Raw genomic sequence first — 23518 nt, 5'->3', positions numbered from 1 at the left:
CTCCTGTTGATGTTCCGATTAGGATAAAATATATGCAATAGGAATATTTTACTTAATGGCACCTCTTTACAATCTACAAAAGAAATGATATAAAAATTGTGAAAAGTACGTAGGAGGTGCTTTACATGAATGACAAAATAGGATATATTACCCCCCCCCCCCGAAAAATTGGGAGTAAAAAGCTTTTTTCTATCCGAAAGAAGTTACTCATTGTCTTCGGTCTGCTGATTATTTCTTCAAATGTGCTGCTTGGACTTTTAGTTAGGCATTTTGCTGAAAAAGCAGTAATCGAAAAAGTTGAAAACCATCTTATCGATAAAGCAAAAAACACTGCGGAAATTATAGACGGAAGAGCTACCATACTTTTTCAATTTCTTGAGGACATCGCACGATTACCGGTTTTGCAAAACCCTGAGCTGTCATACACGGAAAAAGCGCAACGCATCCAAAAGGACGTTGCAACTAATAAAAAATTAGAGCAGTTTGTGATATGCAGTTTAGACGGATTTCTTTACACACCAACCGGAAGCAAAATTGATATCAGCGACAGAGATTGGTTTATTGCAGCCGCATCCGGTAAAAACTTTATCTCGGAGCCTCGTGAATCTCGAGCAAATAAAAAATTACAAGTTGCTATAGCAGTTCCTATCTACGACGCTAATCAAAAAGTAATTAGTGTGTTGGGTGCAGGCGGCGATGCACTACTACTCACAAATTTAATAAAGGATATTGTCGTAGGCGAAACAGGATACAGCTTTATCCTTGGCACAACCGGCACAACAATAGCATACAAAGATTTTGAAATTGTACGACAACAACTCAACATGATTGAAGAAGGTAAACAAAATTCTTCTCTCGCCTCTCTTGCCAATTTTTTTAATCAGGCCATAAACAGTACTAAAAGTTCAGTCGGCTATTACGACTATAACGGTCAGTCATATATTGCATCATTTTCAAAAATGAGAAATGCAAACTGGACTATTTTTATAACAGCACCCGTACATGAATTTATGGGTACTGTACGTACTCTTAGAATCTCTATGATAATTATAGGCATTGCTATCTTAACGGTATCTCTGGTAATTATCTTTTTTATAGCACACAGAATAGTAAAACCACTAACGGTTACTGTTAATGCATTACAAAATATTTCAGAAGGAGATGGAGATTTAATAATCAAGCTTCCCGTTACAGGTAATGATGAAATAACCCGCCTTTCCGAATATTTTAATCAAACTATCTCAAAAATTGCCAACTCAGTTAGACAGGTAGCGGAAAACACAAGTGTCATGCAAGATATCGGTACTGAACTTTCCAGCAATATGACCGAAACAGCAAGTGCAGTACATCAAATCAGTGCTAACATCGATGGCGTAAAACAGCAAGCCCTCACGCAGGCTGCAAGTGTTACGGAAACAGCCGCAGCTATGGAAGAAATTATCCGCACAATAAAGCAACTTGATACAAATATTGAAACTCAAGCAACAAATGTTGCAGAATCTTCCTCGGCAATAGAACAAATGGTTGCAAACATCGGTTCTATTACGCAAACTCTTGGAAAAACGGATGATACAATCCAAAACTTAGCCTCTTCGACAGCAGGCGGAAAAGATATAGTTGCCGTTGCGATTAACATTATGCAAAAAATATCGGAAGAGTCGGGCGGACTTATGGAAGCAAGTGCTGTTATTCAGCACATTGCAAGTCAAACAAACCTTTTAGCAATGAATGCGGCCATCGAAGCTGCTCACGCCGGCGAAGCGGGAAAAGGCTTTGCAGTTGTTGCAGACGAAATCCGAAAGCTTGCAGAAGATTCAAGCACACAAGGAAGAGCTATAACAACAACATTAAAAACACTTTCAGGAGAAATTAATGATCTTTCCTCGTCAGCGCAAGCGGTAGGAGAAAAGTTCAATGAAATTTTTGAATTATCCGGGGAAGTAAAAAATATGAGTAACCGTTTAATGGAAGCAATGAAAGAACAAGAAAACGGAAGCCGAGAAGTACTCACTGCCATTAAAGACATCAATAATATAACTGCCGAAGTTAATAATGGTTCGACAGAAATGCGCAGAGGCGGAGAAGGCGTTGCAAAGGAAATGCAAAAACTGGATAGCCTGACACGGATTATCACGGACAGCATGAACGAAATGGCTTCGGGAGCAGTGCAAATCAGCAATGCGGTACAGGAAGTAAACGAAATTACACAAAAGAATAAGGAAAGCATTGAAAAATTAGCCAACGAGGTGAAAAAGTTTAAAATATAATGATGATACGGCAGCCTGCCTGTGCCGGCACCGAGGCTGCTCAATTCCAAACGATGTTTTGCCTGATACTCCAGCGAAAACAGGCAAAACTCGTGGGCGAACCAAAGGTAAAAAATTCAAGGTTCCGCCCTTGTGCCGTGTCGGGCGTTTTTTCTTAGAACGTTACACCGATGAGTGTATAAAGCGGCAAAAACATTTTTAGATAATTGTCTTTGCCTTAAACTGTAAATCTATTGCGCCTGCTTAATTTGAACAATATGCACCATTGTATCTTCAAGAATCTCGCCTGAAATATAATTTTTCCCGTCAAAATACATGAGCATGCCGGAGGTAAGTTCGTGTGTTTCGGCTTCGTTTATATGTGCGGATACTTTCCCTTTAATTACGGAGAAAATAACATCCATTCCTTCATGATTATGCTTGGGAATTGTATCGCCCTTTTTCCATGTTTTACGCGCAACGAGGAATTTTTTTTCTTCAAATACAAGTCCGTCCGTATTGCCGATTTTTGCCTGTGAATTCATAAAAGCTCCTTCAGCCGTTTCTTATGTGTAATTGTAGGGAAACGGTTTATAATTCTAAAAGTCACGCTGATTATAACCATAAACCGAGTCAGTGTCAGTAGTATAACGTTTTGTAATTAAGTTGCTGTTATACTATTTGGAGCATTAACCATAACGGTTTGCAGATTCAGCATTACTATGGTAAATTACTCACCGTTGCTCAATTCCAAACGATGTTTTGCCTGATACTCCTGCGTAAGCAGGCAAAACTCGTAGGCGAACCAAAGGTAGAAATTCCAAGGGTTCGCCCTTGCGCTGTGTCGGACTCTTTTTTATAAAACTTTTTACAATTCGTATAAATGTATTAAAAAGAGAACGAGTTATCAAAAAAACTCTATAGTAGTAATGTTGGAAAAATTAAATTCTCATACGAATGCGTTTTCCGATTCCCGCAAAGTTTTTTAGTTTAACCGCTTCCCCTGTCGATGTAAGCAGTGTTCCGTCAAATGTTCCGTAAATGGTGTTATAATCCGCATGGAGAATTAGCGCGCTGATTGTTCTTTTACTTTGAGAGATCGGCGTAAAGGTAAGATCAACCATTCTTTCAGTGTCTTGGATAATCCAAACTCCTGTTGTTCCGTACGGTCTTGTTATTCGCACCGGAGGCAGCGGCACGCGTTTACCATCATAAAATAAAATATTATCATTGTATGAATAACTGTCCGGTGCAACCGAATTTGCAAGTTGAAAACTGATAAGCTTACGATCAATATAACCGAGTCCTATAAGAATAGTTCGCTTCATTCGCGCGGGCATATAGGTGTTTCGAAATTCAAAAAAACCGGGCGCGAGGTTTTTATCTAAGTGGATGTCTTCATTAAAGCCGAAGCTCACCCAGCCGTTTACCGTCCCGCAATGCAAATAGGTTGTCTGGCAGCGTCTTCGAACCTGATACGGAATTACCGAAGAAAGATTTACCGCCCCCTTAATTCCGGTGTAAAAATCAAGCCGCCCTTCGCACGCAGGTCTATCCCGAGATTTGGAAAAATCAAAATCAATGTGCATCATACCCTGTAAAAGCCGAGAAAAAATGCGGGCGTATCGTTTTTTTGTGCGGCATGCGGTAACACTGTATGCGATACTTTTCGGTAAATGCATAAATCCGCCGGGAAGGAGTTTACGATAAGAAAACCGTTTGTTTGTTTTTCTTTGCCAAAGGTTTGTTTCCATAAAGGAAAAATACCCGGCCGAGAAAAATTCCATTTCACCGATAATATCGGCGTTACAAAACATAAAACGCATAGAACTTATTATACGTCTATTGGTTAAAAACACCGGTATCGGAAGATTCCCGAAAGGGCGCTTTAAGCCGCGAATATCAAATTTTTTAAACCAGCCGGAGTATGAGCCAAAAAGCGGCACTCCGTTTTTTACCGGAAGATCCGGCGCCGGTGATATTTTTCTTGTATATAGATGTTGCTGCTGCTCCGCCATAATCGTGCGCCAAGTATAAGCCGTTTAGCCCAAAAGAACAAGAGCGGAAGATAATCCGGAAATTTAAAAACATTTCACAAAAGGCGTAACAAGCTTTTTTTAATAAATAGTTTGAGTGTCGATACAAAGCGGGAATTATGTATAGTTTTTATAATACGCCGCTTCTCCGAAAAATGGCAAAGAGAGCCAAGGAATCATTGCAAAGCGATTGTATAAAGTTCTACGCATTACTGGATAATAAAGCAGGTTACAGGGCAGCTCAAGCTCTTAATGCAACGCATCTGCGTGAGGCAAACGTTTTTTTAAGCCGTTCGCCGGATCATTTTGAGGCAGCAATTTCTGCCGCAAAATAGCCGAAGGCGATGGCCTGAGCCTGCAGTACGTCGACCGATGTGAAGCGGCACGCCAAAAGTCTTTATAATTACAAGCTATAATACATAGAAAAAAAGTGAAGAATGCTTCCGCCGAGCACAAAGAAATGCCAGATGGTATGCATCCACCTAATTTTTTTTAATGCAAAAAAAATACAGCCCGCGGTATATACAATACCACCTAAGATTAAAAATAAAAAACTGATTGAAGGGAGCTGCGATTTGAGTGGACGTGCCGCAAAGATGATAATCCAGCCCATTACAATATAGGTAATAAGAGAAAATATAGGGAATTTGTTTTGGAAGATTGCATACAGTACAATGCCCGCAATTGCAAAGCCCCAAATAATCCCGAAGATTGTCCAGCCGATTGCTCCGTGCAGAGCGGTTAAGCAAAATGCCGTATACGTTCCCGCAATTAAAATATAAATGGAGCAATGGTCAAAAATTTGAAATACTTTTTTTGCACCGAGCGGCAAAGCGTGATACAGTGTAGAAAACAGATACAAAATAATTAAAGATGCGCCGAAAATACTGAAGCCGACAATGTACCCCGCTTTAAGCTCCGGCGGCGCATAGCGATTTGCCCGCACAATGAGTAAAACGAGGGCGGCAATGGAAAGCCCCACTCCAACTCCGTGTGTAATAGCATTTGCAATTTCTTCCCCGACTGTATAGCGTCTTTTGATTTTATTTGTCATAATTATTCCTTCTATAGTTCTGCCTTTCCTTTTGACCGTATAAAAATCGAAAAGTTGCAAAAGATGCCGTATTCTTTTTACAAAGCGTAGACATGAACAAGAGAGTTTCCGCCGGAGGATAGCATTTTTTTATGCTTTAGCATAGAATAAAATAATAGTGCTTGTACGGAGGGAAAATGAATCGCTGGACAGAATTAAGTATAGAGTATGCAAACCAAAGAAATTATCTTGATCACCTGTTCCGTGTTTATCCGACAATTCCGGAAGGGATTCGGGATATTGATGGGCAGCGATGAAATTTTTGAAATATGGAGCTGATATATAACGGAAAAAAAACGAAAGAAGCGATTTTGGGTATGCAAAATAACTATTCATTTTCCGCACCATGGAATAAAAAGAATAATCTTCTTATTCAGGGCGATAATTTTTCGTCTATGCAAATATTGTTACAGGAGTATAATCTTGAAGGAAGGGTTGATTTTATCTATATAGATCCGCCTTTTGCAACAAACAGTGTTTTTGCTATTGGAGATGATAGAACAAGTACTGTTAGCCCGGGCGGTAATGATAAAATTGCTTATAGCGATAAACTTGTTGGTGCAGATTTCTTAGAGTTTCTACGCGAACGTTTGATTCCGGCTCATAAAATGCTTTCAAAAAACGGCTCAATTTATTTACACATTGATTATAAAATAGGACATTATGTAAAAATTATCATGGATGAAATTTTCGGTATAGAAAATTTTAAAAATGATATTACGCGAATAAAATGCAACCCCAAAAATTTTTCACGGCGCGCCTATGGGAACATAAAAGACCTGATACTGTTTTATTCAAAAACAAAAAATAATATTTGGCATAACCCCTGTGAGCCTTTTTCAGATGACGATATAAAACGCCTTTATAAAAAGATAGATAAAAACGGCCGTTTATATACGACAATCCCTCTGCACGCACCCGGTGAAACAAAAACCGGCGTTACCGGAGGGGAATTTAAAGGACTAAAGCCACCGCCCGGAAGGCACTGGCGCTCCGATCCGAAAGAACTTGAAGAACTGGATAGGCGAGGATTGATAGAATGGTCTTCAAACGAAGTCCCCCGAAAAATTATTTATGCTGATGAGCAAAAGGGTAAAAAGATGCAAGATATCTGGGATTTTAAAGATTACCAATATCCTGCATATCCAACCGAGAAAAATCTATCATTACTCAAACACTTAATCGAAAGCTCATCTAATGAAGACAGTATTATCTTTGATTTTTTCTGCGGTTCAGGCACAACATTGGTAGCAGCGCAAGAGCTTGGACGAAAATGGATTGGAATTGATAAATCTGAAGAGGCAATTAAAATCACAAAACAAAAATTATCACAGTGCAGTCCTGAATTATTTTCTGCACATGAATATGATTTTTTAACTATTCAATCTAAAGCAAAATTAAAACAAGCAGCTGCTAATCAATAAATTTAGGATACACACGTATTCTTATCCACAACAAAAACTAATATAGCGTTTTTTAATAACTTGATACGTTTTTCATGCATCGTATACAAATCACAAAAAATTTTATAAAAAAGAGCCCAGGTTTAGTTTTTGCCGTCCATGGCAAAAACTAAACCACGAGTTTGAAAACTCCGAATATGCTGTGGTAGTTTTCAAACTCGCTTCTGCTTGGAACCACCGCCGTCCGTGGCGGTTCTGAGTTTTGCCGTCCATGGCAAAACCAAACCTGCGAGTTTTAAAGCTTTGTAAATAATTTTGCTTTAAAACTCGCTGCTGCGTGGAACCACTGCCATCCGTGGCAGTTCTGATTTTGACAACGGTGAGTAACTTACCATAGGAATGCTTATACAAAGGGCTTGGGGCAGCCCTTAACCTGCCTTCCACACGATGTTTAAAAGCATCAACACTATTTTGTAGAATTGAAGCTTTTAAACTCGTAGCGAAGTAAAGCAGGTATGACAAAATCAGCAATCAGAACCGCAGCGGGGTTTGCCCCGGCAAAGCCGGAGCAGTTGTTGTTTACAAAGCCTCTTTTCGGGGGCTTCACTCCAGTCATTCCTCCTCGCCTCAAAGAGGCGGGACAAGTTTTTTCCTGAGTTTTCCCGTACCGAAGTTAAGGGGTATACACCTCAATATACGGTGGGTTATTCTTGTCAGTATTCTTCGTATACTGTGAATCTTCTACCATCTGTTTGATGGTGCTGTTCGGCACTCGCACTGCTTTACAAAGTGACGTTGTATTATCCCTATCTCCGAAAGCTTTCACGTCTATCGTTGTTATGCTTTGAGGCAGCGTAATAACCGCCTGCGTGCAGCCGGAAAAAGCAGAGTGTCCGATGGCGGTAAGGGAGTCAGGTAGTGCAAGTGAGGTTATACCGATGCAGCTGAAAAAAGCAGAGCTTCCGATGGAGATAAGAGATGCAGGTAGCGCAAGTGAGGTTATACCGATGCAGCCGAAAAAAGCAGAGCTCCCGATGGCGGTAAGGGAGTCAGGCAGCGTAAGTGAGCCCGTTATACCGCGGCAGCCAGAAAAAGCAGAGTGTCCGATGGCGGTAAGGGAGTCAGGTAGTGCAAGTGAGGTTATACCGATGCAGCTGAAAAAAGCAGAGCTTCCGATGGAGATAAGAGATGCAGGTAGCGCAAGTGAGGTTATACCGATGCAGCCGAAAAAAGCAGAGCTCCCGATGGCGGTAAGGGAGTCAGGCAGCGTAAGTGAGCCCGTTATACCGCTGCAGTTGGAAAAAGCCCAGTCCCCGATGGCGGTAAGGGAGTCAGGCAGCGTAAGTGCCGTTATACCGCTGCAGCCGGAAAAAGCCCAGTCCCCGATGGCGGTAAGGGAGTCAGGCAGCGTAAGTGAGCCCGTTATACCGCTGCAGCCGTAAAAAGCCTGATGCCCGATGGAGGTAATAGACGCAGGCAGCGTAAGTGCCGTTATACCGCTGCAGCCATTAAAAGCCCCGTTTCCGATGGAGGTAAAATTTTCACAGGCGGAAAAGTCAAGCACAGTTAAGTTTTTACAACCTGAAAAGGTTCCTTTGTATTTGCAGACAAGGCCGATCCATCCCCATTCGGCGTCTTCAATTGTTTTAAGGCTTTTTGGGAATACCACCTTTGTTATGCTTATTTTTTCCGTAAATGCGTCCTTGCTAATACCTACAACCTGCTTTCCGTTTATTACTTCGGGTATTACCAGTATTGCGGGCGGATTTCCGTTGTAGCCGGTAATGGTAAGCACTCCGTTCGTTTCAGTCGTTATAAAATTTTTGAACGGTGTCGGTGCAGGCGTTGTTCCTTTTTTCTTTGCTAAAACAAAAACACTCGTCTCTTCGGTGAATACATGACTGTCTTCTATTTTACTTCCGTTTGCATCGCCCAGCTTCCATTCGGCAAGCTCATAGCCTTCTTTAAAGTTTATTTTAGCTTCGGCATCCGCTTTTATGTCCGCCCAGCTTTTACCCTTATTCACCGCCATTTCATCAGAAATAAGGATAAGATTACTGTCTCCTTTTATGTGTATGGTAACTGTAGGATTTGGCTGCGCTCCCTTTGCTTTTGATATGACAAAAACGGTTGTGTCTTTTGTAAAAACATATCCATCGGTTATGTACTCCCCGTCTTTTTTGTTCACTCGGTAAGAAGCAAACTCATAGCCTTCGTTAAAGCTTATTTTAGTTTCGGCATCCGCTTTTATGTCCGCCCACTTTTTATCTGTTGCCGGCAGTGTAAGCGGAACGCCTGTAACATTCGCATCGCCTTGCACCGTTACGGTAATTCCCGCCGGTACAGGGCTTGTTCCTTTTCGCCTTGTTTTGACAACAATAGTTGCATTTGCCTTAAACTGATAGGAATCGGCTATTTCTTTACCTTCAAGCGACCACGTTTCAATTTCGTAGTTATCTTGGGGAGTTATTTTGGATTTGAGGTCTTTTTGTACCGTTTTCCAAGTAGTACCGGCGTTAAACACAACGTTTTTTCCGCCTGTAGGAATGTCTTTTAAGTTTTCGCCTGTTATTGTGACGGTAACGTTGCCGTTTTCTGGCGTGCCCATCGAAGTGGCCGACTGCTTACAAGCGGTAAGCCCCCCGAAAATACCCAATGCTGCAATTGTTAGTGCGGCAACCAATAAGGACTTGTATACCTCCATGGGTCCTTTTTTAACAATTGATGAGTTTTTCATCATGTTCTCCTTCTTGCAATTTCCTTATATTGCAAATAATGTGTTTACAAAAAGCGGCTGTTTTTTATATGGTAAAAACTCTTTGCCGATGATCATTCCATTCGACAAAAAGATATCCGAAGTGTTTTAGCAGACCGGTATAGCGTATCCGTGGTAAAACAAAAAAAACTTGCAAATGAAAAACGAAAAAGCGTGTGCATAGGCAAGGTACCGGATTTAAAAATAAAAAGTATATTGTATAGAATACTGTAATCCGGTTTTTTAAAATTATATCTAAAGCTGTCAGTACAGTTTTGTCGGGTGGGAGGTATACCATAGAAGAAATTTGCGCAATTCATCGCGTAAACGTAAAGCTCTTTGGAGAAAGTTTTGTTTAGTGTTCTTTTCGAGTTTTTCCTCATACGGATAAGTATACCTCGAGTTTATGGTTAGTACAAGTAATGTCACAGTTGTCCAAAATAACTAGTTGAAAAAGTTCGGTTCAGCCGGTACAATTAGAAAAAAATAAACACAAACAATTTTATTCTATAATACAGAAGAACCGAACTTTGAATAAGTATAACACAATATTAGGACAATTGCTAGAACCCATTTCGTTCGTCTTCTCGCGATCTCAATTTGAAAAGTTGGTCATTGAAACGAATGCAGAAAAAGGCGCAAAAGGTTTTAGTTGTTGGCAGCAATTTGTCAGCTTAGTGTTTGCACAAACAACCGGTCAAACAAGTCTTCGGGGTATCGAGCAAGCACTGAAAGTAAATCGCAGTAGTTTTTATCATCTGAATATTATCAGAAAAATAAACCGTTCAACACTATCATATGCGAATAACAATCGTCCCTGTGAGCTTTACGAACAACTGTTTTATTATCTTTCTAACCTGCTTCAATCGATAAAGCCAAAACATCAGTTCAAGTTTAAAAATCCATTGTATAGTATTGATGCAACAACGATTGATTTATGCCGTAAAACGTTCCCATGGTCTTGAGTTTAGAGAAACAAAGGGAGGCATTAAGCTCTCGATAAAATTAGATGCTGCAGGAAATATCCCCTGTCATGCAGTTATTAATAACGCACGGCATCATGAAAGTGTTGATACAGATAAAATACCATTCAAAAAAAATGATATCGTTGCTTTTGACAGAGGGTATTGTAGTTTTTCTTACTTTAAATCGTTATGCAACTCTCATATTTACTTCGTTACTCGCTTAAAATCAAATATAAAGCACCAAGTAATCAGCACACATAAAGAATCAAGCGATAAAAATATTCTTTCGGATGAAATTATTCTGTTTACCGGAAACGCGGCACAAGGTATACAGGACATACCATTTCGAAAAATAAAGTCTTATGATCCGGACACATGTAAAACCATCATAATTCTGACCAATAACTTGTCTTTAGCGGCTTCTACGATAGCGAAAATCTATAAAAACAGATGGAGTATAGAGTTGTTTTTTAAAGCTATAAAGCAAAACTTAAGGATAAAAAAGTTTTATGGCAGAAGCCGGAGCGCTGTTCTTACACAAATATGGATAGCACTTATTTGCTATTTATTATTTGCGTACCTGAAATTTAAAACGAAGGTTGACCGGTCTTTTACAGAATTTATGTCGGTATTCCCTACAATTATATTTAAACGCATTTGCCTTTTATAAATGGAGAAGTTCCAATCCCAAAACCTCCTTCCCTTGAATTTCAGTTGGAACTGGGGCTTGTATGAAATTATTTTGGACAGCAATGAAGTAATGTATAATAGGGCACCTCTAAAAACTCTTGAAAGAATGTGTAAAAATTTATTATAATTAGGGTATGAACCAAAGAGGCCTTTTTGACGAAGAAGATCGATTGCGAGTATTGAGTAATCTTGGCGATTGCTTAGAACGGTTAAACGAAAAAATTAATTGGGAACTATTTTTGCCCATCTTAAATAAAGCGCTTAAGAAATACCCGAAAGGACCGGGCGGTCGACCGCCATTTAATTTTTTGATGATGTTCAAAATTGTCATCCTACAGCGCATGTATAACATAAGCGATGATCAAACTGAATATCAGATAAATGATCGATTATCCTTTATGCGTTTTTTGGGAATAGGGTTAAAAGACAAAGTGCCTGACGCAAAAACAATTTGGTTGTTTAAAGAAAAACTAATAGAAGCAAAAGTATCAAGGAAATTATTTGACAAGTTCTCGAGGGAATTACAACGAAATAACTTAATCGGCAAAGAAGGAACAATCATTGATGCGAGGATCGTTGAGGTACCAATACAACATAATACGAGAGAGGAAAATGAACAGAGGGCTCGGGAAATACCGCAAGAGTGGAAAACAAAGAAAAATGGGGCAAAACTGGCGCAAAAAGACTGCGATGCACGGTGGACGCAGAAGAATAAGCAGTCTTTTTTCGGATATAAAAACCATGCAAAAGTAGATGCAAAAAGTAAACTCATTGTAAAAGCAACCGTACCCCCTGCCAATGTTCATGATAGCCAAGAATTAAAAAACCTGATCACAAAAGAAGATACCATTATTTATGCTGACAGTGCCTACATCGGAGAAAAGATAGAGAAAGTTTTAAAACAGAAGAATATAGAAAATCAAATTTGCGAACGCGGAGCGCGTGGAAGAGAACTCACACAAGAACAGAAAATAAGCAATAGGAAAAAATCAAAAACAAGAGCACGTATAGAACACGTAATGCGCTGACAAATTCAATGCACGGTATTTACATCAGAACGATAGGACTAGCGCGGGCAACATTTACAATCACCATGATGAACTTAACCTATAACCTTTGCCGGTATTGTTATCTTAGAAAAGGACAATGAGGTTTTAGGGGGGGGGAGAATGCGACGAATGAGTTGCGTTGAAAAAACCACCAAATAATTACGTCATTATAAAAGCAAATACTACGAAAATACCCACTTAACAACTTTTACACACTTAAAAACAGGGTTTTTAGAGGTGCCCAATAGGATTTTTTCGCTTGTGATTAAGGGGCGGCTTTATGCTTCGCATTAAGGGCTTGGGGCAGCCCTTAACCTGCCTTTGGTGTGCTTGCGCAGCAGTGGTTTGTGCGAAAGGGATGGTAATGGAAATTGTGGCGCCGATTGGGGGTGCATAAGAAGCAACTTATGGACGTTAGGGAATAACGTTGCTGGTTTTTCGCAGAAGAGGCGGCACAATTGGAATGGACAGCCCGGTTTTTTCATTTAATGCTTGATGTAAAAAATGAAAAAATTCGCCCGTATGAATATGGCGTTGCCGAGTATTGTATCGAGGGGCTTTTTAGTCCGTACTTTTAGGGATGCTCCGCATTAATTGCCGGTGTTTTATAGACTTTTTATTTTGGCGACAAGGGGATAGAAAAACAGGAGCATAGTGTATAGTTCAAGGCGGCCGGCGAGCATTGAAAAGGAAAAAAAGATTTTTGCGGGGGCGGAGAAAAAGGCAAAGTTTCCCGCGGGGCCGACTAAGTCAAAGCCGGGGCCGATATTTCCTACCAGCGCAAGGGCAGCAGTGAGGGCGGTAAATGTATTGGCTTTGTCCATGGAGGCTACCAAAAATGTTGCAAGTAAGAGCATAAAATACAGGAAGATAAATCCGGCTACGCTGTATACCACGTCTTTTCTTCCGGGGCGTTTGTTCAGCTGAATGCTGAAAACTCCGTGCGGATATAATAGGCGTTTTATTTCGTTTGCAGCCTGTTTTTTTAAGATAACCCATCGAATAACCTTTATGCCGCCCGCGGTTGAGCCCGAGCAGCCGCCAATGAACATTAATAAAAAAAGAATTGATTTTGCGAATTCAGGCCAAAGGTCAAAGTTTACTGTGGCAAATCCCGTGGTAGTTATAATAGAAACAACTTGAAAAAAACTATGGCGCAGCGAATTGCCCATGCCGTATATCGGATAAATGCTGAAAGCGATTAAAAGCGAGGAGATAAGCACAATCCAAACATACGAGCGCAGTTCGGAATTTTTTGCCACTTCTCCGATATGTCCGGTGAATAATCTAAAATACAAACTAAAATTGACGCCCGCAAGAAACATAAAAACGGTGATAATGATATCCGCCGCAGGCGAGTTGTAGGCGCCAAGGCTTGCATTTTTGGTAGAAAAACCTCCGGTGCCGAGCGTTGCAAAGCTATAGCATACGGAATCTAAAAAAGACATGCCGGCAATAATCAGTAAAATTATTTGCAGCAGGGTTAAGCCAAGGTAAATAAACCACAGTGCCTTTGCCGTCTGTGTTATTTTTGACGTAACCTTCCCCTTATCCGGCCCCGTTGTTTCGCTTTTGATTAAATGAAACCCGCCGACGCCGAGCAGCGGAAAAAGCGCAACCGTCAAGGCAACAATTCCCATGCCGCCGAGCCAGTGCATTTGTGTTCTCCAAATATGCATGGTCATCGGGCAGCTGTCAACATCAAGTAAAATCGTGGAGCCTGTTGTGGTAAAACCCGAAACGGATTCAAATAAGGCATCGGCAAATTCCGGAATTACGCCCGAAATTAAAAAAGGCACGGCACCGAGTAAGCAGGCGCCAATCCATGCAAGCGCCACAAGGGCAATTCCGCCCTGCGTTGAAAGCCGCAGTTGCTTTCTTTGATCGGTAAAAAAATCTTTGAAAAAAAGAATCGCCGCAATACCGCAGACAACACACATCGGAATTAAAAAAGAGGGAATTAAATGATACTCTTTTAAATACAGCGCTACGGCAATAGGAATAAGAAAACTTAAAGCGACAATTGCTAAAATCATAAAAAGTATTTTTATATAGTGGCTGACTTTCATTTTTTTCCGCCAAGAAATTCGATAATCTCATCGCTTTGCTGCGATTGCACAATAAACACCAATTTATCACCGGCTGCAAGCTCGGTGTCGCCGCCGGGGATGGTACAGCCCTTTTCATTGGTAACTAGCAAAATAAGAAATATACCGTGTTTTGAAATTTCTTTTAGTGTTTTTCCGATTACTTCGGAATTACTTGCAATTACAAGCTCAATAATTTCAAACTGCCGGTTACCCATCGTATGGATTCCGGTTACATTCGCACCTCCGAGATGACTCATAATCGCATCAACAACGGTATCCTTAAAAGAGATTGCAACATCGAGCCCTATTTTATACGCAATATTTTCCATTAATGCACTTTGCACTAAGGTAATTATCTTAGGCACGCCGAGCGTTTTTAAGTAAGCGCCGGTTATCATGTTCAGCTCATAATTTTGTGTTGCGGCAATAACCAAATCAAAAGAATCTAAGGATATCTCTTCCACAAAAGCTTCATCGGTTACATCGCCGTTATATACGGTTGCGTTGGAAAACTCGGCGGCAGCCTGCTTTGCCGAGGCGGAATCCTTATCGATAATAACAAATTCCCAGCGCATCCCTGAGCCCAGACCTAAAAATTTGCTGAAAAATCCGAATTTCGGTTTGTCCGCCAAACCTTCGGTAATAAGACGGCCGACCTTTCCGAAGCCGATAAGCGCAACCTTTTTTATGTTTTGCATCTTAAAGCCCGCAAGCTCATAAAAACGGGAAATATGTTCAGGTAAAGTTAAAATCGAGATTCGTGTTCCCGCCATCAAAATTGTTTCTCCTGAAGGGATAACATGCTTATTGCGCATTTCAAGCGAGACCACCACAAAAGGCACCGCTATGATTTTGCGAATATCGTACAACGCAATGCCGTCAAGTGCGCTGCCTTTTCCGACTATAAATCTGCTTAACTCATAAGGGGAATTATGAAACGAAATAATCTCGCTCACCGCTCCGCGTTCTACCGTATTGATAATCGCATTAGCCGCTTCCTCGTCCGGATGCACAAGAAAATTAATCCCAAGCGTTCTGTCTTTTGTTTTATGCAAAGATTGCACATAATTTTCATTGCGTACCCGCGCAATTTTCAAAACATCGGGGGCAATCCCTTCGGCAACACCGCAGATAATCATATTCAGCTCATCGGAGTCCGTTACGGCAACAAGCGCATCAGCCTTTGCAATTCCCGCTTCAATAAGCACCTGACTGCTGTTACCGGCGTCGTGGATAACCATACAGTCCAAGCGGTTTGCCGCATGGCGGGCGGTTTCTTCATCCTGCTCAATAATCGTAACATCATGTTTTTTGGAAATTAAACGGCGTGCAAGCTCGGAGCCGGTTATGCCGCAGCCGACAATAATTATTCTCATAGCAATCGCAGGATACCACAAACAGGATTTCTTGCCTATGCTTCCCCAGTTTTGCTAAGGGTTTGGCGGCACTTCAACCGGAGTTGAGCAAGCTATATATTTTTTATTAAAATGAGTCCGACACGGCACAAGGGCGAACTCTTGGAATTGCTACCTTTGGTTCGCCTACGAGTTTTAAAGCTTCAATTTTACAGTTTTGTGTTGATGCTTTAAAACATCGTTTGGAATTGAGTAAGGGTGGGCAATTTACCATAGTAATACTGTATCCTCAATCCATTTGTTGATGCGCCGATTAAGACAACAACTTACTTAGAAACCGCATACTAATTATTTTTGCCAAGCTCGTGCAGGGAATCAAAGGGATAGATTTCTTCTACAGTGGTGTAAACGATGTTTTGTTTTTCGGAACCGAATAATACAACGGCTTTTTTATCCATGAATTCGGATATAACCTGCCTGCATGCGCCGCACGGTCCAACCGGATAGTTTGCGTCGGGGGTTGCGATAGCGATAGCTTTAAAATCTTTTTTGCCCATTGAAATCGCTTTAAATAAGGCAGTTCGTTCGGCGCAGTTTGACAATCCGTATGAGCGATTTTCAATATTAATTCCGGTAATAACGGATCCGTCGTCTAAAAGCAGGGCTGCTCCCACATGAAAATTCGAATAAGGACAATACGCTGTTTGAGCCGCTTTTGCCGCTTCTTCAAATAAATTAAGATACTCTCTTGAAATTTCCATGTAGCTAGTATAACATAAAAAACATGAATCTGAAAGAGAAAAAAAAGCCCCTTTTGATATGTGCCTTTATATTTTTGTTACTCTATATTTTTGCAGCGGCTATTCCGATGGGCGATGATATGTATTTTATGCCCGTTTGGATAGCAAACACGGAACCTTCCGAAAGCGGCTTTTTTACCGAATCGATTGAGCGGGCTGAAGAACCTGATTATAGTAAAGACATTCCCGTTCCGTCAAACCTTTTTGAAAGTACCGATGCGAAGCCATTTATTCTGGGCAATCGTTTCGGGTACTTTACTTCGGCAGGAAAAGTTTTATCCTCTTTTAAAATTTATCATAGAATTTCAGCTTCCGAAAATGCATGGACTATGTATCCTGAAAATGCTCAAAAAGCACGGGTGTACAAGCCGTCGGGGGAGATTTTAACCGAAATCACCGAACCGGGTTTTGTGCATATTGATGATGATCGCATCTTCTTATTCGGTCCCGGCGGTAATGTGGTATGTCAGTATGATAATTCGGGGAAAAAACTTTGGCAGTATTTGCATACGGCGCCGATCACAGCCTTTCAATCCTCTCCGGCAGGAGCAATTATCGGCTTTTCCGACGGACGGCTTGTATATATAAAAAGTACAGGAGATGTGTTTTTTGAATTTTACCCGGGCGGAAGCAACTACCAACTTATTCTCGGTGCTGCAATTTCGGAAAACGGAAAGCTTGCCGCGGCTGTATGCGGAATTGATGCACAAAGAGTTATTCTTATACGACTGGAAGAAGATCAATATAAAATTATTCATCACAGCTATTTGGATGCACCGCTAAGAAGACAAGTTTTTGTTGATTTTGACAAGGAAGGAAAAATTGCGGTATTTGAAACCGATAAGGGAATAGGCATGATTGATTGTAAAAATTTAAAAACAGCAATAATTCCCGCAAAAGGAGAAATCGTCAGCGTAGGCATCACTCCGTATCGGAATATCATGCTGCTGCTGAATCAGGAAGAAAAAGATTGCAGTCTTTCAGCCTTTGAGCAGCCAATACAAAAGATCGGCTCTGTGCAGTTTAAAGCAAATAATGTGTATCTGTCTCAATCCGGAAAAGAGATTTATTTAGGAGTGGATTCAAAGATTGCAAAAATCGATATTAGAGGTTTAAAATGAGAAAAACTTTCGGTTTCTTTTTTTTGATTACGGCATTTACGGTTTTTTCATTGGAATGGCCAACCGACAATCCTACATTCTTATATTTATTCGGGCAAGCTCAGGCGGGAAAAAATCTTGAACAGGGAATAATCTTTGATTCGGCACAGACTGTCAGAGCGGCGGATCACGGCACGCGGCTTATTACAATAGAGAAAAAACATCGGTTGCGAAATTTTCCAAGCACCCTTGGCAATGCACTGATATTTTTACATGAAGACGGTTTGCAAACAGTGTACGGCAATTTGGAAGATTCCGCTGCGTTTAAAAATATTACTGTAAGCGAGGCAGGAGCAATTATCGGACAAACAGGTTCAAGTGCGTGGGGAGAGCCCGGTACCCTGATTTTTCAAGTAGTGGATACAAAAAAGAAAGTATATATTAATCCGCTGCTGCTTTTACCTTCTTTCAATGATACTGTCAAACCGACTATCCAAAATATACTATTGGAAAGGCAAAACACTTCCATTGCGCTTGCACAAAACAAAATAATCAGGCAGGGCGAGTACAAACTATTTGCTTCAATCAGCGATATGATGCAGGTATCCGGAAAACAATATGCGCCGTTCAGAGTCAGTATATCAATTAACGGAGCCGACATTGGAACTATTCCGTTTGAAATTATCACAGCAAAAAAGGGATACGCATATCTTGCAGGCACAAAACTTACAGGAAAATTATTGTATGATAAACCGGATCGCCTCTTTTTAGGCACAGTTTCTTTTATGAGCGGAAAAACGGAGCTTGCTATTACCGTGCGAGATATCAGCGGAAATGAAAGAACAGAATCTTTTTTATTACAGGTGGAATAAGAATACCAATGAATGCGGAATTAGGATATTTTAGAATTGCAACAGCGGTTCCGATCGTAAGGATTGCGGATTGCAAACATAATGCACGTGAAATAATTGCAGAGATTAGAAAAGCGGTAAACTTGCAAGCGGATATGATTGTGTTTCCGCAGCTTTCAATTTCTTCTGCAAGTTGCGGTGATTTATTTTATCAACAAACCTTACTTACAGCGGCAAAATCCGCATTGGAATATATTATCAATGAAACAGAAACACTGGCAATCGTATCCGTTGTCGGACTCCCTCTTTTTGTTAAAGGAAAATTATATAATTGTTCAGCGGTCATTTGCCAAGGAAGAGTGTTAGGAATTGTTCCGCTTAATACTCCACTCAAGCAATTTTCCGTATATACATCTCCGCATGAGACAAGACAAATTATGCTTAATGCCGAAACACTAACCTTTTTTGATACCGATCTCATTTTTGAAATCGAAAACGGTTTATTCTCATTTTGTTTTGGCGATTTTCAAAAAAACACCGCTGCAGATCTTATCATCAATCAGCTTTTTATTCCGAGCCTTCCGCGCACGGAAATTGATTTATACCGCAATGTAAAGGCAATATCGCAAAATATCGGTAAAGCATTTTTATATGTAAATGCAGGCTGGGGAGAGTCAAGCACTGATATGGTGTGTGCCGGTGAAGCCGGTATTTTTGAAGCGGGAGAATGTCTTGCCTCAGGTTCAGGGTTTAATAATGAAAAATTTCTTATGAGAGAAACCGGCGGCTTTGTGATGGCGGATATTGATATGCAAATTCTTGCACATAAAAAAATAAAAGCTGCGGAACAACGGCAAGCTGTTAGTACAGTAGTACCTATTCCGCCAATGCAGGCGAAGACGGATATGAGGAACTTGTTCAGACCGGTGAACGATGAGCCGTTTATTCCGATTGAACTAAAAGAATCAAGAAAGCAGGCGGATTTATTTTATAATCGAATGCTTATTCTTGCAGCGCAGGGGTTGGCAAAACGTCTTACGCATATCGGTTGTACAAGAATGCTTTTAGGCATTTCAGGCGGATTGGATTCCTCTTTGGCTTTATTGATTGCGGCAAAGGCTGCCGATCTTATTAAAGCAAGCCGATCCGATATTTTTGCTATTACGATGCCCGGGTTCGGAACAACTGAAAGAACTAAAAATAATGCAGTTGAGCTTGCGGCAATTCTTCAATGCACGGTTGAAGAAATATCAATTGCGGATTCCGTTTTACAACATTTTAAAGATATCGGGCAGGATCCAAAAAAGCACGATATAACATATGAAAATGCCCAAGCACGGGAGCGCACGCAAATTTTAATGGATAAGGCAAACCAAGTGAATGGTTTAGTAATCGGCCCCGGCGACTTATCCGAACTTGCTTTGGGATGGACAACATATAACGGAGATCATATGTCAATGTACGGAGTGAACAGTTCAATTCCTAAAACATTGTTGCGGAGTATTATTGAAAACTGCAAAGATAATCCGCAAGAGTTTACCTCCGGTAAAGATAAACAAGGGTTCACCGATATTTTAACCGATATTTTAAACACACCGGTAAGTCCCGAGCTTCTTCCTCCCCAAAATGGCGTAATTTCTCAAAAAACCGAGCACATTGTCGGACCGTATCGATTACATGATTTTTTCTTATATAATGTAATAATGCACGGTTTCGGACCTAAAAAACTTTTATTTCTTGCGGAGCAAAGTTTTATAAAAGAGGGAAAAAATGAGTATACAAGGGAAGAAATCCTTTCCTGGCTTTTTGTATTTTTTAAGCGGTTTTTTTCTCAGCAATATAAACGTTCCTGCATTCCGGACGGCCCGCAGGTAAGCGATATCAGCCTTTCGCCGCGTGCAGGCTTACATATGCCAAGTGATTCATCATGGAATCTTTGGAAAGAAGAACTTGAAAATTTATCAAAATAGCAGTATTCTAAAATCATGAATTCCATTCTTTTGTGGATAGGAGAATATGTTACATATTTTCCTATGGTAATTTTTTTGGGTTTAATGCTTGGCGGATTTAATATTCCTGTTTCAGAGGATGCGCTTATTATTATGTCTGCCTTATTATGTCAACAGGAAAAAGCTTCGATCCCCACGTTTTTATGTGCTCTTTATTTTGGTGCGGTTTTAAGTGATTATCTGGTATACTTTTGGGGAAAACTGCTTGGGAAAGGTCTTATTAATTTCGGCGTATTCAAAAAAATTGTTACAGAAGAAAATACAAAAAGAATTTCACGGGCATTGGAACATCATGGTTTTCTTACTTATTTATTCGGGCGCTTTATTCCCTTCGGTATACGAAATGTTCTTTCAATGACAAGCGGATTTGTTCAGTTTCCGTTTTATAAATTTGCGGTTTTTGATTCTATTGCAGCTCTGTTTAGCATCTCAAGTTTATTCTGGCTCACCTATTTTTTCGGTTCATCGGGAAGCATCTTTATTAAAATACTTGGAGTGATAGTTCTGATCGGTGTTACGGGATTTTGTATTTATTTGGTTAAGTCCGGTAAGATTATACAAATTACCGATAAAAAACTTGACAAAGAAGATCAAAAGAACACAAAGGCTTTTCTCTAACTTTTAAGAAAAAAGCCTTTAAATGATTAGCGTCTGATAACTTTTTTTGTAGTAGTCATTTCAAAGGGTTTGTCAAGTATTGTTACCCGTGAAATTTTTTGGTAGGGAAGTAATTTTTTATTTTCAAGATCAACTATTTCCTGTATATGTTTTAAAACAGCCGCATCGCCTTCGGCAGAGTCTCGTTCAAAGTTGAGTTTTTTATAAAGCGCATCGGTTGGATATACTTTTACTTCTATGCCCTCGCTTTTTGTTTCTTTGTCAAGCAAATATCCCATTGCGGTAATTTGCTCAATATCATCATAATAAAGCTGGAACATATTTTCAATCTCTTCCGGATATACGTTTTTTCCGCCTTCGGTTACAATCAGATTTTTTGCTCTTCCTGAAAGATAAAGGTATCCTTCTTCGTCAAGACGGCCGATATCTCCTGTTTTAAACCAGCCATCGGATGAAAGTACTTCGGTGGTTTCTTCGGGCATTTGATAATATCCTTGCATAACCATCGGACCGCGCACCGCTATTTCTCCAACCCCCTTTTCATCAGGATCAAGAATTTTCATTTCCATATACGGGTGAAAATATTTTCCTACACTTTCAATTTTAAAATGCTCAACTGGGTTAAGCGCAATAATCGGTGATGTTTCGGTTAAGCCGTACCCTTGTATAAAATCTATTCCGAATTCATTATACGCCCTGAAAACACTTGGAGACAAAGGACCTCCTCCGCAAATTGCAATTCTTACAGTTGATAACTTTGCCTGTGCTAAAACTTTTTTAAAAAGACTCTTACCGATATTTACCTTAAATAGTTTTTTTACAAGATACGAAATCCCCATCATGGTACGGATGAGTCCGTACACAAGTGGCCCCTTTGCTCGCACTCCCTTCAGGATTCCTGCAAGAAGTTTGTTGAACAAAAGCGGCACGCCAAGCAACATGGTAACTTTGCCTTCATCAAGTTCTTTAAGCATTTTTGAAACTGCAATTGTTTTACCGAAAACAATTTCCGCTCCTACTGAAAGCGCTTCAATAAATACGGCAAGCATGGTGTAAGAATGATGAAGCGGCAAGAGTGCGTAAAAAACATCCGTTTCAAAAATATTGAGGTGTGTTTGCGCAATATAACAGTCTGCAACAAGATTTTTATGCGAAAGCATTACCCCTTTTGGATTTCCCATAGTGCCGGAAGTAAAAAGAATTGCCGCCGTATCTTCACTTGCTGCTTGCTCAATTGACGGTGTTTTATCAGTATATAAATTATACACGTATTCATCAGCGTGAGCCTTGTTTAATGAATATACTTTACTGCTGAAATCTTTACCGAGCACCACATTGTTCTTAAAAAACTGATAGCGCTCTTCATCAACAAAGAATAAAAACGGATCTGATTTTTGGATTAAATTTTGTATTTCTTCTTCATGGAGCCCGTAATCTATCGGGACAATAATTCCGCCGGCAAAAAGCGTTGCAAAATACACTACCGCCCATTCGGGAGAATTCTTCCCGCTAACGGCAATCTTCATTCCTTTTTTTAATCCTTGTGCATTGAGCCACGCCGCAAGCGTTTTTATCTTTTCAAGAGCTTGCGCATAAGACAGCGTTATCCTATTAGGCTCAAAAACGGTTAAACAATTTCTGTTCGGAAAACGAGCTGTTGTAATTTCAAACATTTCCGGCAATGTTGGCCATTCACCGTGAAACGTTTTACCTCGGAAATCTTCTAAGAAATCCCAAGGGGTTTTTGTATTCATATCGAACTCCTTTCTGGTGAGTAATTACAAAGACCACTGATCTTGTAATTTTAAGTACCTCAAGATAAATTATACGTAAGGCAAGAAAAATGTATATATTGCATATAAGTCATAATATATATCAATCTTTGATAATTTTGACCCGATAATAAGGTAAAGGTTGCAAAATGAATAAAAAAAAATTGAAAAAATCTTTTTGCGTATGTATTTGGTTATGTATACTTGTTTTTCAATTCAGCGGAAATGAAAATAATGCAGATAACAAATCCCTATCGCAAAGGCTTATCTTTATCAATGCAGCTTTGCAATATTTAGGTACTCCATATAAATACGCCGGCTGCTCGGAAGAAGGTATGGATTGCTCGGGGCTTATTTATAAAACCGCATTGGATACATTGAATTTAGCATTGCCGCGCAGTGCACGGGAACTTGGCGAATTTGTGGAAAAAATAGATGATGAAGAAGTACAGCCGGGCGATTTACTTTTTTTTAACACAACAGGGAGAATCTCCCATGTAGGGATTTATCTTGGTTCGGGCAACTTTGTTCACTCCTCTTCGGACGATGCGGTAACCGGCGTTGTCATTACCTCTTTGACTAATGTATACTGGAAAAAATGCTATCGTTTTGCAGGCAGAATACTTGAGCCGGAAGATATTTTTTTAAACCCGATTGCCGCTCGATAAAATTCTATATCGAAGATA

The 23518-nt window shown here is 40.2% G+C and carries 21 protein-coding genes; 12 read left to right on the top strand and 9 right to left on the bottom strand.

Annotated features, from left to right (window positions below; genetic code table 11):
• The first annotated feature begins 125 nt into the window (after window positions 1-125).
• On the top strand, window positions 126-2267 hold the full coding sequence (locus tag FUT79_RS03995; protein WP_187426855.1) for a methyl-accepting chemotaxis protein: 2142 nt from the start codon (window positions 126-128) through the stop codon (window positions 2265-2267).
• Window positions 2268-2497: 230 nt separating this feature from the next.
• Here the strand turns inward: FUT79_RS03995 and FUT79_RS03990 are convergent, their stop codons facing one another.
• The gene (locus FUT79_RS03990) at window positions 2498-2791 is read right to left on the bottom strand and encodes a cupin domain-containing protein (RefSeq protein ID WP_002699827.1); all 294 of its coding nucleotides are present in this window, start codon (window positions 2789-2791) and stop codon (window positions 2498-2500) included.
• Window positions 2792-3187: 396 nt separating this feature from the next.
• Window positions 3188-4264, bottom strand: coding sequence for a DUF2804 domain-containing protein (locus tag FUT79_RS03985; protein ID WP_002699825.1), 1077 nt, complete (start codon window positions 4262-4264; stop codon window positions 3188-3190).
• Window positions 4265-4401: 137 nt separating this feature from the next.
• Here FUT79_RS03985 and FUT79_RS03980 point away from each other — a divergent pair, with 137 nt between their 5' ends.
• Window positions 4402-4617: a hypothetical protein gene (locus tag FUT79_RS03980; RefSeq protein ID WP_024752262.1), complete on the top strand. Its 216-nt coding sequence runs from the start codon at window positions 4402-4404 to the stop codon at window positions 4615-4617.
• Between the two features lie 68 nt (window positions 4618-4685).
• On the opposite strand, the gene trhA is transcribed toward FUT79_RS03980, so the two are convergent.
• Window positions 4686-5336, bottom strand: a complete 651-nt coding sequence (trhA, locus tag FUT79_RS03975) for a PAQR family membrane homeostasis protein TrhA (protein WP_024752261.1) — start codon at window positions 5334-5336, stop codon at window positions 4686-4688.
• A gap of 176 nt (window positions 5337-5512) precedes the next feature.
• On the opposite strand from trhA, the gene FUT79_RS03970 reads away from it, so the two are divergent.
• The gene (locus FUT79_RS03970) at window positions 5513-5632 is read left to right on the top strand and encodes a type II restriction enzyme (RefSeq protein WP_039943490.1); all 120 of its coding nucleotides are present in this window, start codon (window positions 5513-5515) and stop codon (window positions 5630-5632) included.
• A 12-nt stretch (window positions 5633-5644) separates the two neighbouring features.
• Window positions 5645-6799: a site-specific DNA-methyltransferase gene (locus tag FUT79_RS03965; RefSeq protein WP_024752260.1), complete on the top strand. Its 1155-nt coding sequence runs from the start codon at window positions 5645-5647 to the stop codon at window positions 6797-6799.
• 445 nt (window positions 6800-7244) lie between these two features.
• Here FUT79_RS03965 and FUT79_RS15015 read toward each other — a convergent pair whose 3' ends face one another.
• Both FUT79_RS15015 and FUT79_RS03960 read right to left on the bottom strand, forming a co-directional pair.
• A complete protein-coding gene (locus FUT79_RS15015; RefSeq protein WP_187426854.1) occupies window positions 7245-7394 on the bottom strand; it encodes a hypothetical protein in 150 nt (49 codons plus the stop codon).
• 57 nt (window positions 7395-7451) lie between these two features.
• Window positions 7452-9518: a leucine-rich repeat domain-containing protein gene (locus FUT79_RS03960; RefSeq protein ID WP_148889285.1), complete on the bottom strand. Its 2067-nt coding sequence runs from the start codon at window positions 9516-9518 to the stop codon at window positions 7452-7454.
• A 545-nt stretch (window positions 9519-10063) separates the two neighbouring features.
• On the opposite strand from FUT79_RS03960, the gene FUT79_RS03955 reads away from it, so the two are divergent.
• The 3 genes from FUT79_RS03955 to FUT79_RS03945 all read left to right on the top strand — a co-directional run bounded on the left by FUT79_RS03955 (window position 10064) and on the right by FUT79_RS03945 (window position 12216).
• A complete protein-coding gene (locus FUT79_RS03955) occupies window positions 10064-10498 on the top strand; it encodes a DUF4372 domain-containing protein (protein WP_187426853.1) in 435 nt (144 codons plus the stop codon).
• Window positions 10452-11168 (top strand): IS4 family transposase, encoded by a 717-nt coding sequence (locus tag FUT79_RS03950; protein WP_148889283.1) that lies wholly within the window; start codon window positions 10452-10454, stop codon window positions 11166-11168. Before FUT79_RS03955 ends, FUT79_RS03950 begins: the two co-directional genes overlap by 47 nt.
• 154 nt (window positions 11169-11322) lie before the next feature.
• On the top strand, window positions 11323-12216 hold the full coding sequence (locus tag FUT79_RS03945) for an IS5 family transposase (protein ID WP_244951131.1): 894 nt from the start codon (window positions 11323-11325) through the stop codon (window positions 12214-12216).
• A 626-nt stretch (window positions 12217-12842) separates the two neighbouring features.
• On the opposite strand, the gene FUT79_RS03940 is transcribed toward FUT79_RS03945, so the two are convergent.
• The 3 genes from FUT79_RS03940 to FUT79_RS03930 form a co-directional block, all read right to left on the bottom strand.
• Window positions 12843-14306: a TrkH family potassium uptake protein gene (locus FUT79_RS03940; RefSeq protein ID WP_024752259.1), complete on the bottom strand. Its 1464-nt coding sequence runs from the start codon at window positions 14304-14306 to the stop codon at window positions 12843-12845.
• The gene (trkA, locus tag FUT79_RS03935; protein ID WP_002699811.1) at window positions 14303-15703 is read right to left on the bottom strand and encodes a Trk system potassium transporter TrkA; all 1401 of its coding nucleotides are present in this window, start codon (window positions 15701-15703) and stop codon (window positions 14303-14305) included. The genes FUT79_RS03940 and trkA overlap by 4 nt, the downstream gene beginning before the upstream one ends.
• Window positions 15704-16026: 323 nt before the next feature.
• Window positions 16027-16443, bottom strand: coding sequence for a cytidine deaminase (locus FUT79_RS03930; RefSeq protein WP_002699810.1), 417 nt, complete (start codon window positions 16441-16443; stop codon window positions 16027-16029).
• Between the two features lie 23 nt (window positions 16444-16466).
• Between FUT79_RS03930 and FUT79_RS03925 the strand changes: the two genes are divergently transcribed.
• From FUT79_RS03925 to FUT79_RS03910, 4 genes are read left to right on the top strand one after another with little or no spacing between them, the layout of a single operon-like run.
• Entirely contained in the window at window positions 16467-17603 is a 1137-nt protein-coding gene (locus tag FUT79_RS03925) for a PQQ-binding-like beta-propeller repeat protein (protein ID WP_002699808.1), read from the top strand.
• Complete coding sequence (locus tag FUT79_RS03920) at window positions 17600-18454, top strand: peptidoglycan DD-metalloendopeptidase family protein (protein WP_148878763.1); 855 nt, start codon at window positions 17600-17602, stop codon at window positions 18452-18454. Before FUT79_RS03925 ends, FUT79_RS03920 begins: the two co-directional genes overlap by 4 nt.
• 8 nt (window positions 18455-18462) lie before the next feature.
• Entirely contained in the window at window positions 18463-20403 is a 1941-nt protein-coding gene (locus tag FUT79_RS03915; protein ID WP_024752258.1) for an NAD(+) synthase, read from the top strand.
• A 15-nt stretch (window positions 20404-20418) separates the two neighbouring features.
• Complete coding sequence (locus tag FUT79_RS03910) at window positions 20419-21060, top strand: DedA family protein (protein ID WP_082048220.1); 642 nt, start codon at window positions 20419-20421, stop codon at window positions 21058-21060.
• Window positions 21061-21086: 26 nt separating this feature from the next.
• Here the strand turns inward: FUT79_RS03910 and FUT79_RS03905 are convergent, their stop codons facing one another.
• Window positions 21087-22814 carry an AMP-dependent synthetase/ligase gene (locus FUT79_RS03905; protein ID WP_148889281.1) on the bottom strand — a complete coding sequence of 576 codons (1728 nt, stop codon included), beginning with the start codon at window positions 22812-22814 and terminating at the stop codon, window positions 21087-21089.
• A 167-nt stretch (window positions 22815-22981) separates the two neighbouring features.
• Here FUT79_RS03905 and FUT79_RS03900 point away from each other — a divergent pair, with 167 nt between their 5' ends.
• On the top strand, window positions 22982-23500 hold the full coding sequence (locus FUT79_RS03900; protein ID WP_024752255.1) for a C40 family peptidase: 519 nt from the start codon (window positions 22982-22984) through the stop codon (window positions 23498-23500).
• The last annotated feature ends 18 nt before the right edge of the window (window positions 23501-23518 follow it).

Origin of the sequence: Treponema phagedenis (genome assembly GCF_008153345.1) — a bacterium.
GTDB classification, from domain to species: domain Bacteria; phylum Spirochaetota; class Spirochaetia; order Treponematales; family Treponemataceae; genus Treponema; species Treponema phagedenis.
Note: the sequence above shows the minus strand (reverse complement) of the source record. Positions and strands in the feature narration are given on the sequence as shown.

What these genes read in the sequence shown, in the direction of transcription:
- FUT79_RS03930 (WP_002699810.1), bottom strand. Translation starts at nt 16,443, where the DNA reads ATGGAAATTTCAAGAGAGTATCTTAATTTATTTGAAGAAGCGGCAAAA.
- FUT79_RS03990 (WP_002699827.1), bottom strand. Translation starts at nt 2,791, where the DNA reads ATGAATTCACAGGCAAAAATCGGCAATACGGACGGACTTGTATTTGAA.
- FUT79_RS03970 (WP_039943490.1), top strand. Translation starts at nt 5,513, where the DNA reads ATGAATCGCTGGACAGAATTAAGTATAGAGTATGCAAACCAAAGAAAT.
- FUT79_RS03960 (WP_148889285.1), bottom strand. Translation starts at nt 9,518, where the DNA reads ATGATGAAAAACTCATCAATTGTTAAAAAAGGACCCATGGAGGTATAC.
- FUT79_RS03945 (WP_244951131.1), top strand. Translation starts at nt 11,323, where the DNA reads ATGAACCAAAGAGGCCTTTTTGACGAAGAAGATCGATTGCGAGTATTG.
- FUT79_RS03940 (WP_024752259.1), bottom strand. Translation starts at nt 14,306, where the DNA reads ATGAAAGTCAGCCACTATATAAAAATACTTTTTATGATTTTAGCAATT.
- FUT79_RS03905 (WP_148889281.1), bottom strand. Translation starts at nt 22,814, where the DNA reads ATGAATACAAAAACCCCTTGGGATTTCTTAGAAGATTTCCGAGGTAAA.
- FUT79_RS03985 (WP_002699825.1), bottom strand. Translation starts at nt 4,264, where the DNA reads ATGGCGGAGCAGCAGCAACATCTATATACAAGAAAAATATCACCGGCG.
- FUT79_RS03900 (WP_024752255.1), top strand. Translation starts at nt 22,982, where the DNA reads ATGAATAAAAAAAAATTGAAAAAATCTTTTTGCGTATGTATTTGGTTA.
- FUT79_RS03915 (WP_024752258.1), top strand. Translation starts at nt 18,463, where the DNA reads ATGAATGCGGAATTAGGATATTTTAGAATTGCAACAGCGGTTCCGATC.
- FUT79_RS03995 (WP_187426855.1), top strand. Translation starts at nt 126, where the DNA reads ATGAATGACAAAATAGGATATATTACCCCCCCCCCCCGAAAAATTGGG.
- trhA (WP_024752261.1), bottom strand. Translation starts at nt 5,336, where the DNA reads ATGACAAATAAAATCAAAAGACGCTATACAGTCGGGGAAGAAATTGCA.
- trkA (WP_002699811.1), bottom strand. Translation starts at nt 15,703, where the DNA reads ATGAGAATAATTATTGTCGGCTGCGGCATAACCGGCTCCGAGCTTGCA.
- FUT79_RS15015 (WP_187426854.1), bottom strand. Translation starts at nt 7,394, where the DNA reads ATGACTGGAGTGAAGCCCCCGAAAAGAGGCTTTGTAAACAACAACTGC.
- FUT79_RS03920 (WP_148878763.1), top strand. Translation starts at nt 17,600, where the DNA reads ATGAGAAAAACTTTCGGTTTCTTTTTTTTGATTACGGCATTTACGGTT.
- FUT79_RS03910 (WP_082048220.1), top strand. Translation starts at nt 20,419, where the DNA reads ATGAATTCCATTCTTTTGTGGATAGGAGAATATGTTACATATTTTCCT.
- FUT79_RS03950 (WP_148889283.1), top strand. Translation starts at nt 10,452, where the DNA reads ATGCAACAACGATTGATTTATGCCGTAAAACGTTCCCATGGTCTTGAG.
- FUT79_RS03980 (WP_024752262.1), top strand. Translation starts at nt 4,402, where the DNA reads ATGTATAGTTTTTATAATACGCCGCTTCTCCGAAAAATGGCAAAGAGA.
- FUT79_RS03925 (WP_002699808.1), top strand. Translation starts at nt 16,467, where the DNA reads ATGAATCTGAAAGAGAAAAAAAAGCCCCTTTTGATATGTGCCTTTATA.
- FUT79_RS03965 (WP_024752260.1), top strand. Translation starts at nt 5,645, where the DNA reads ATGGAGCTGATATATAACGGAAAAAAAACGAAAGAAGCGATTTTGGGT.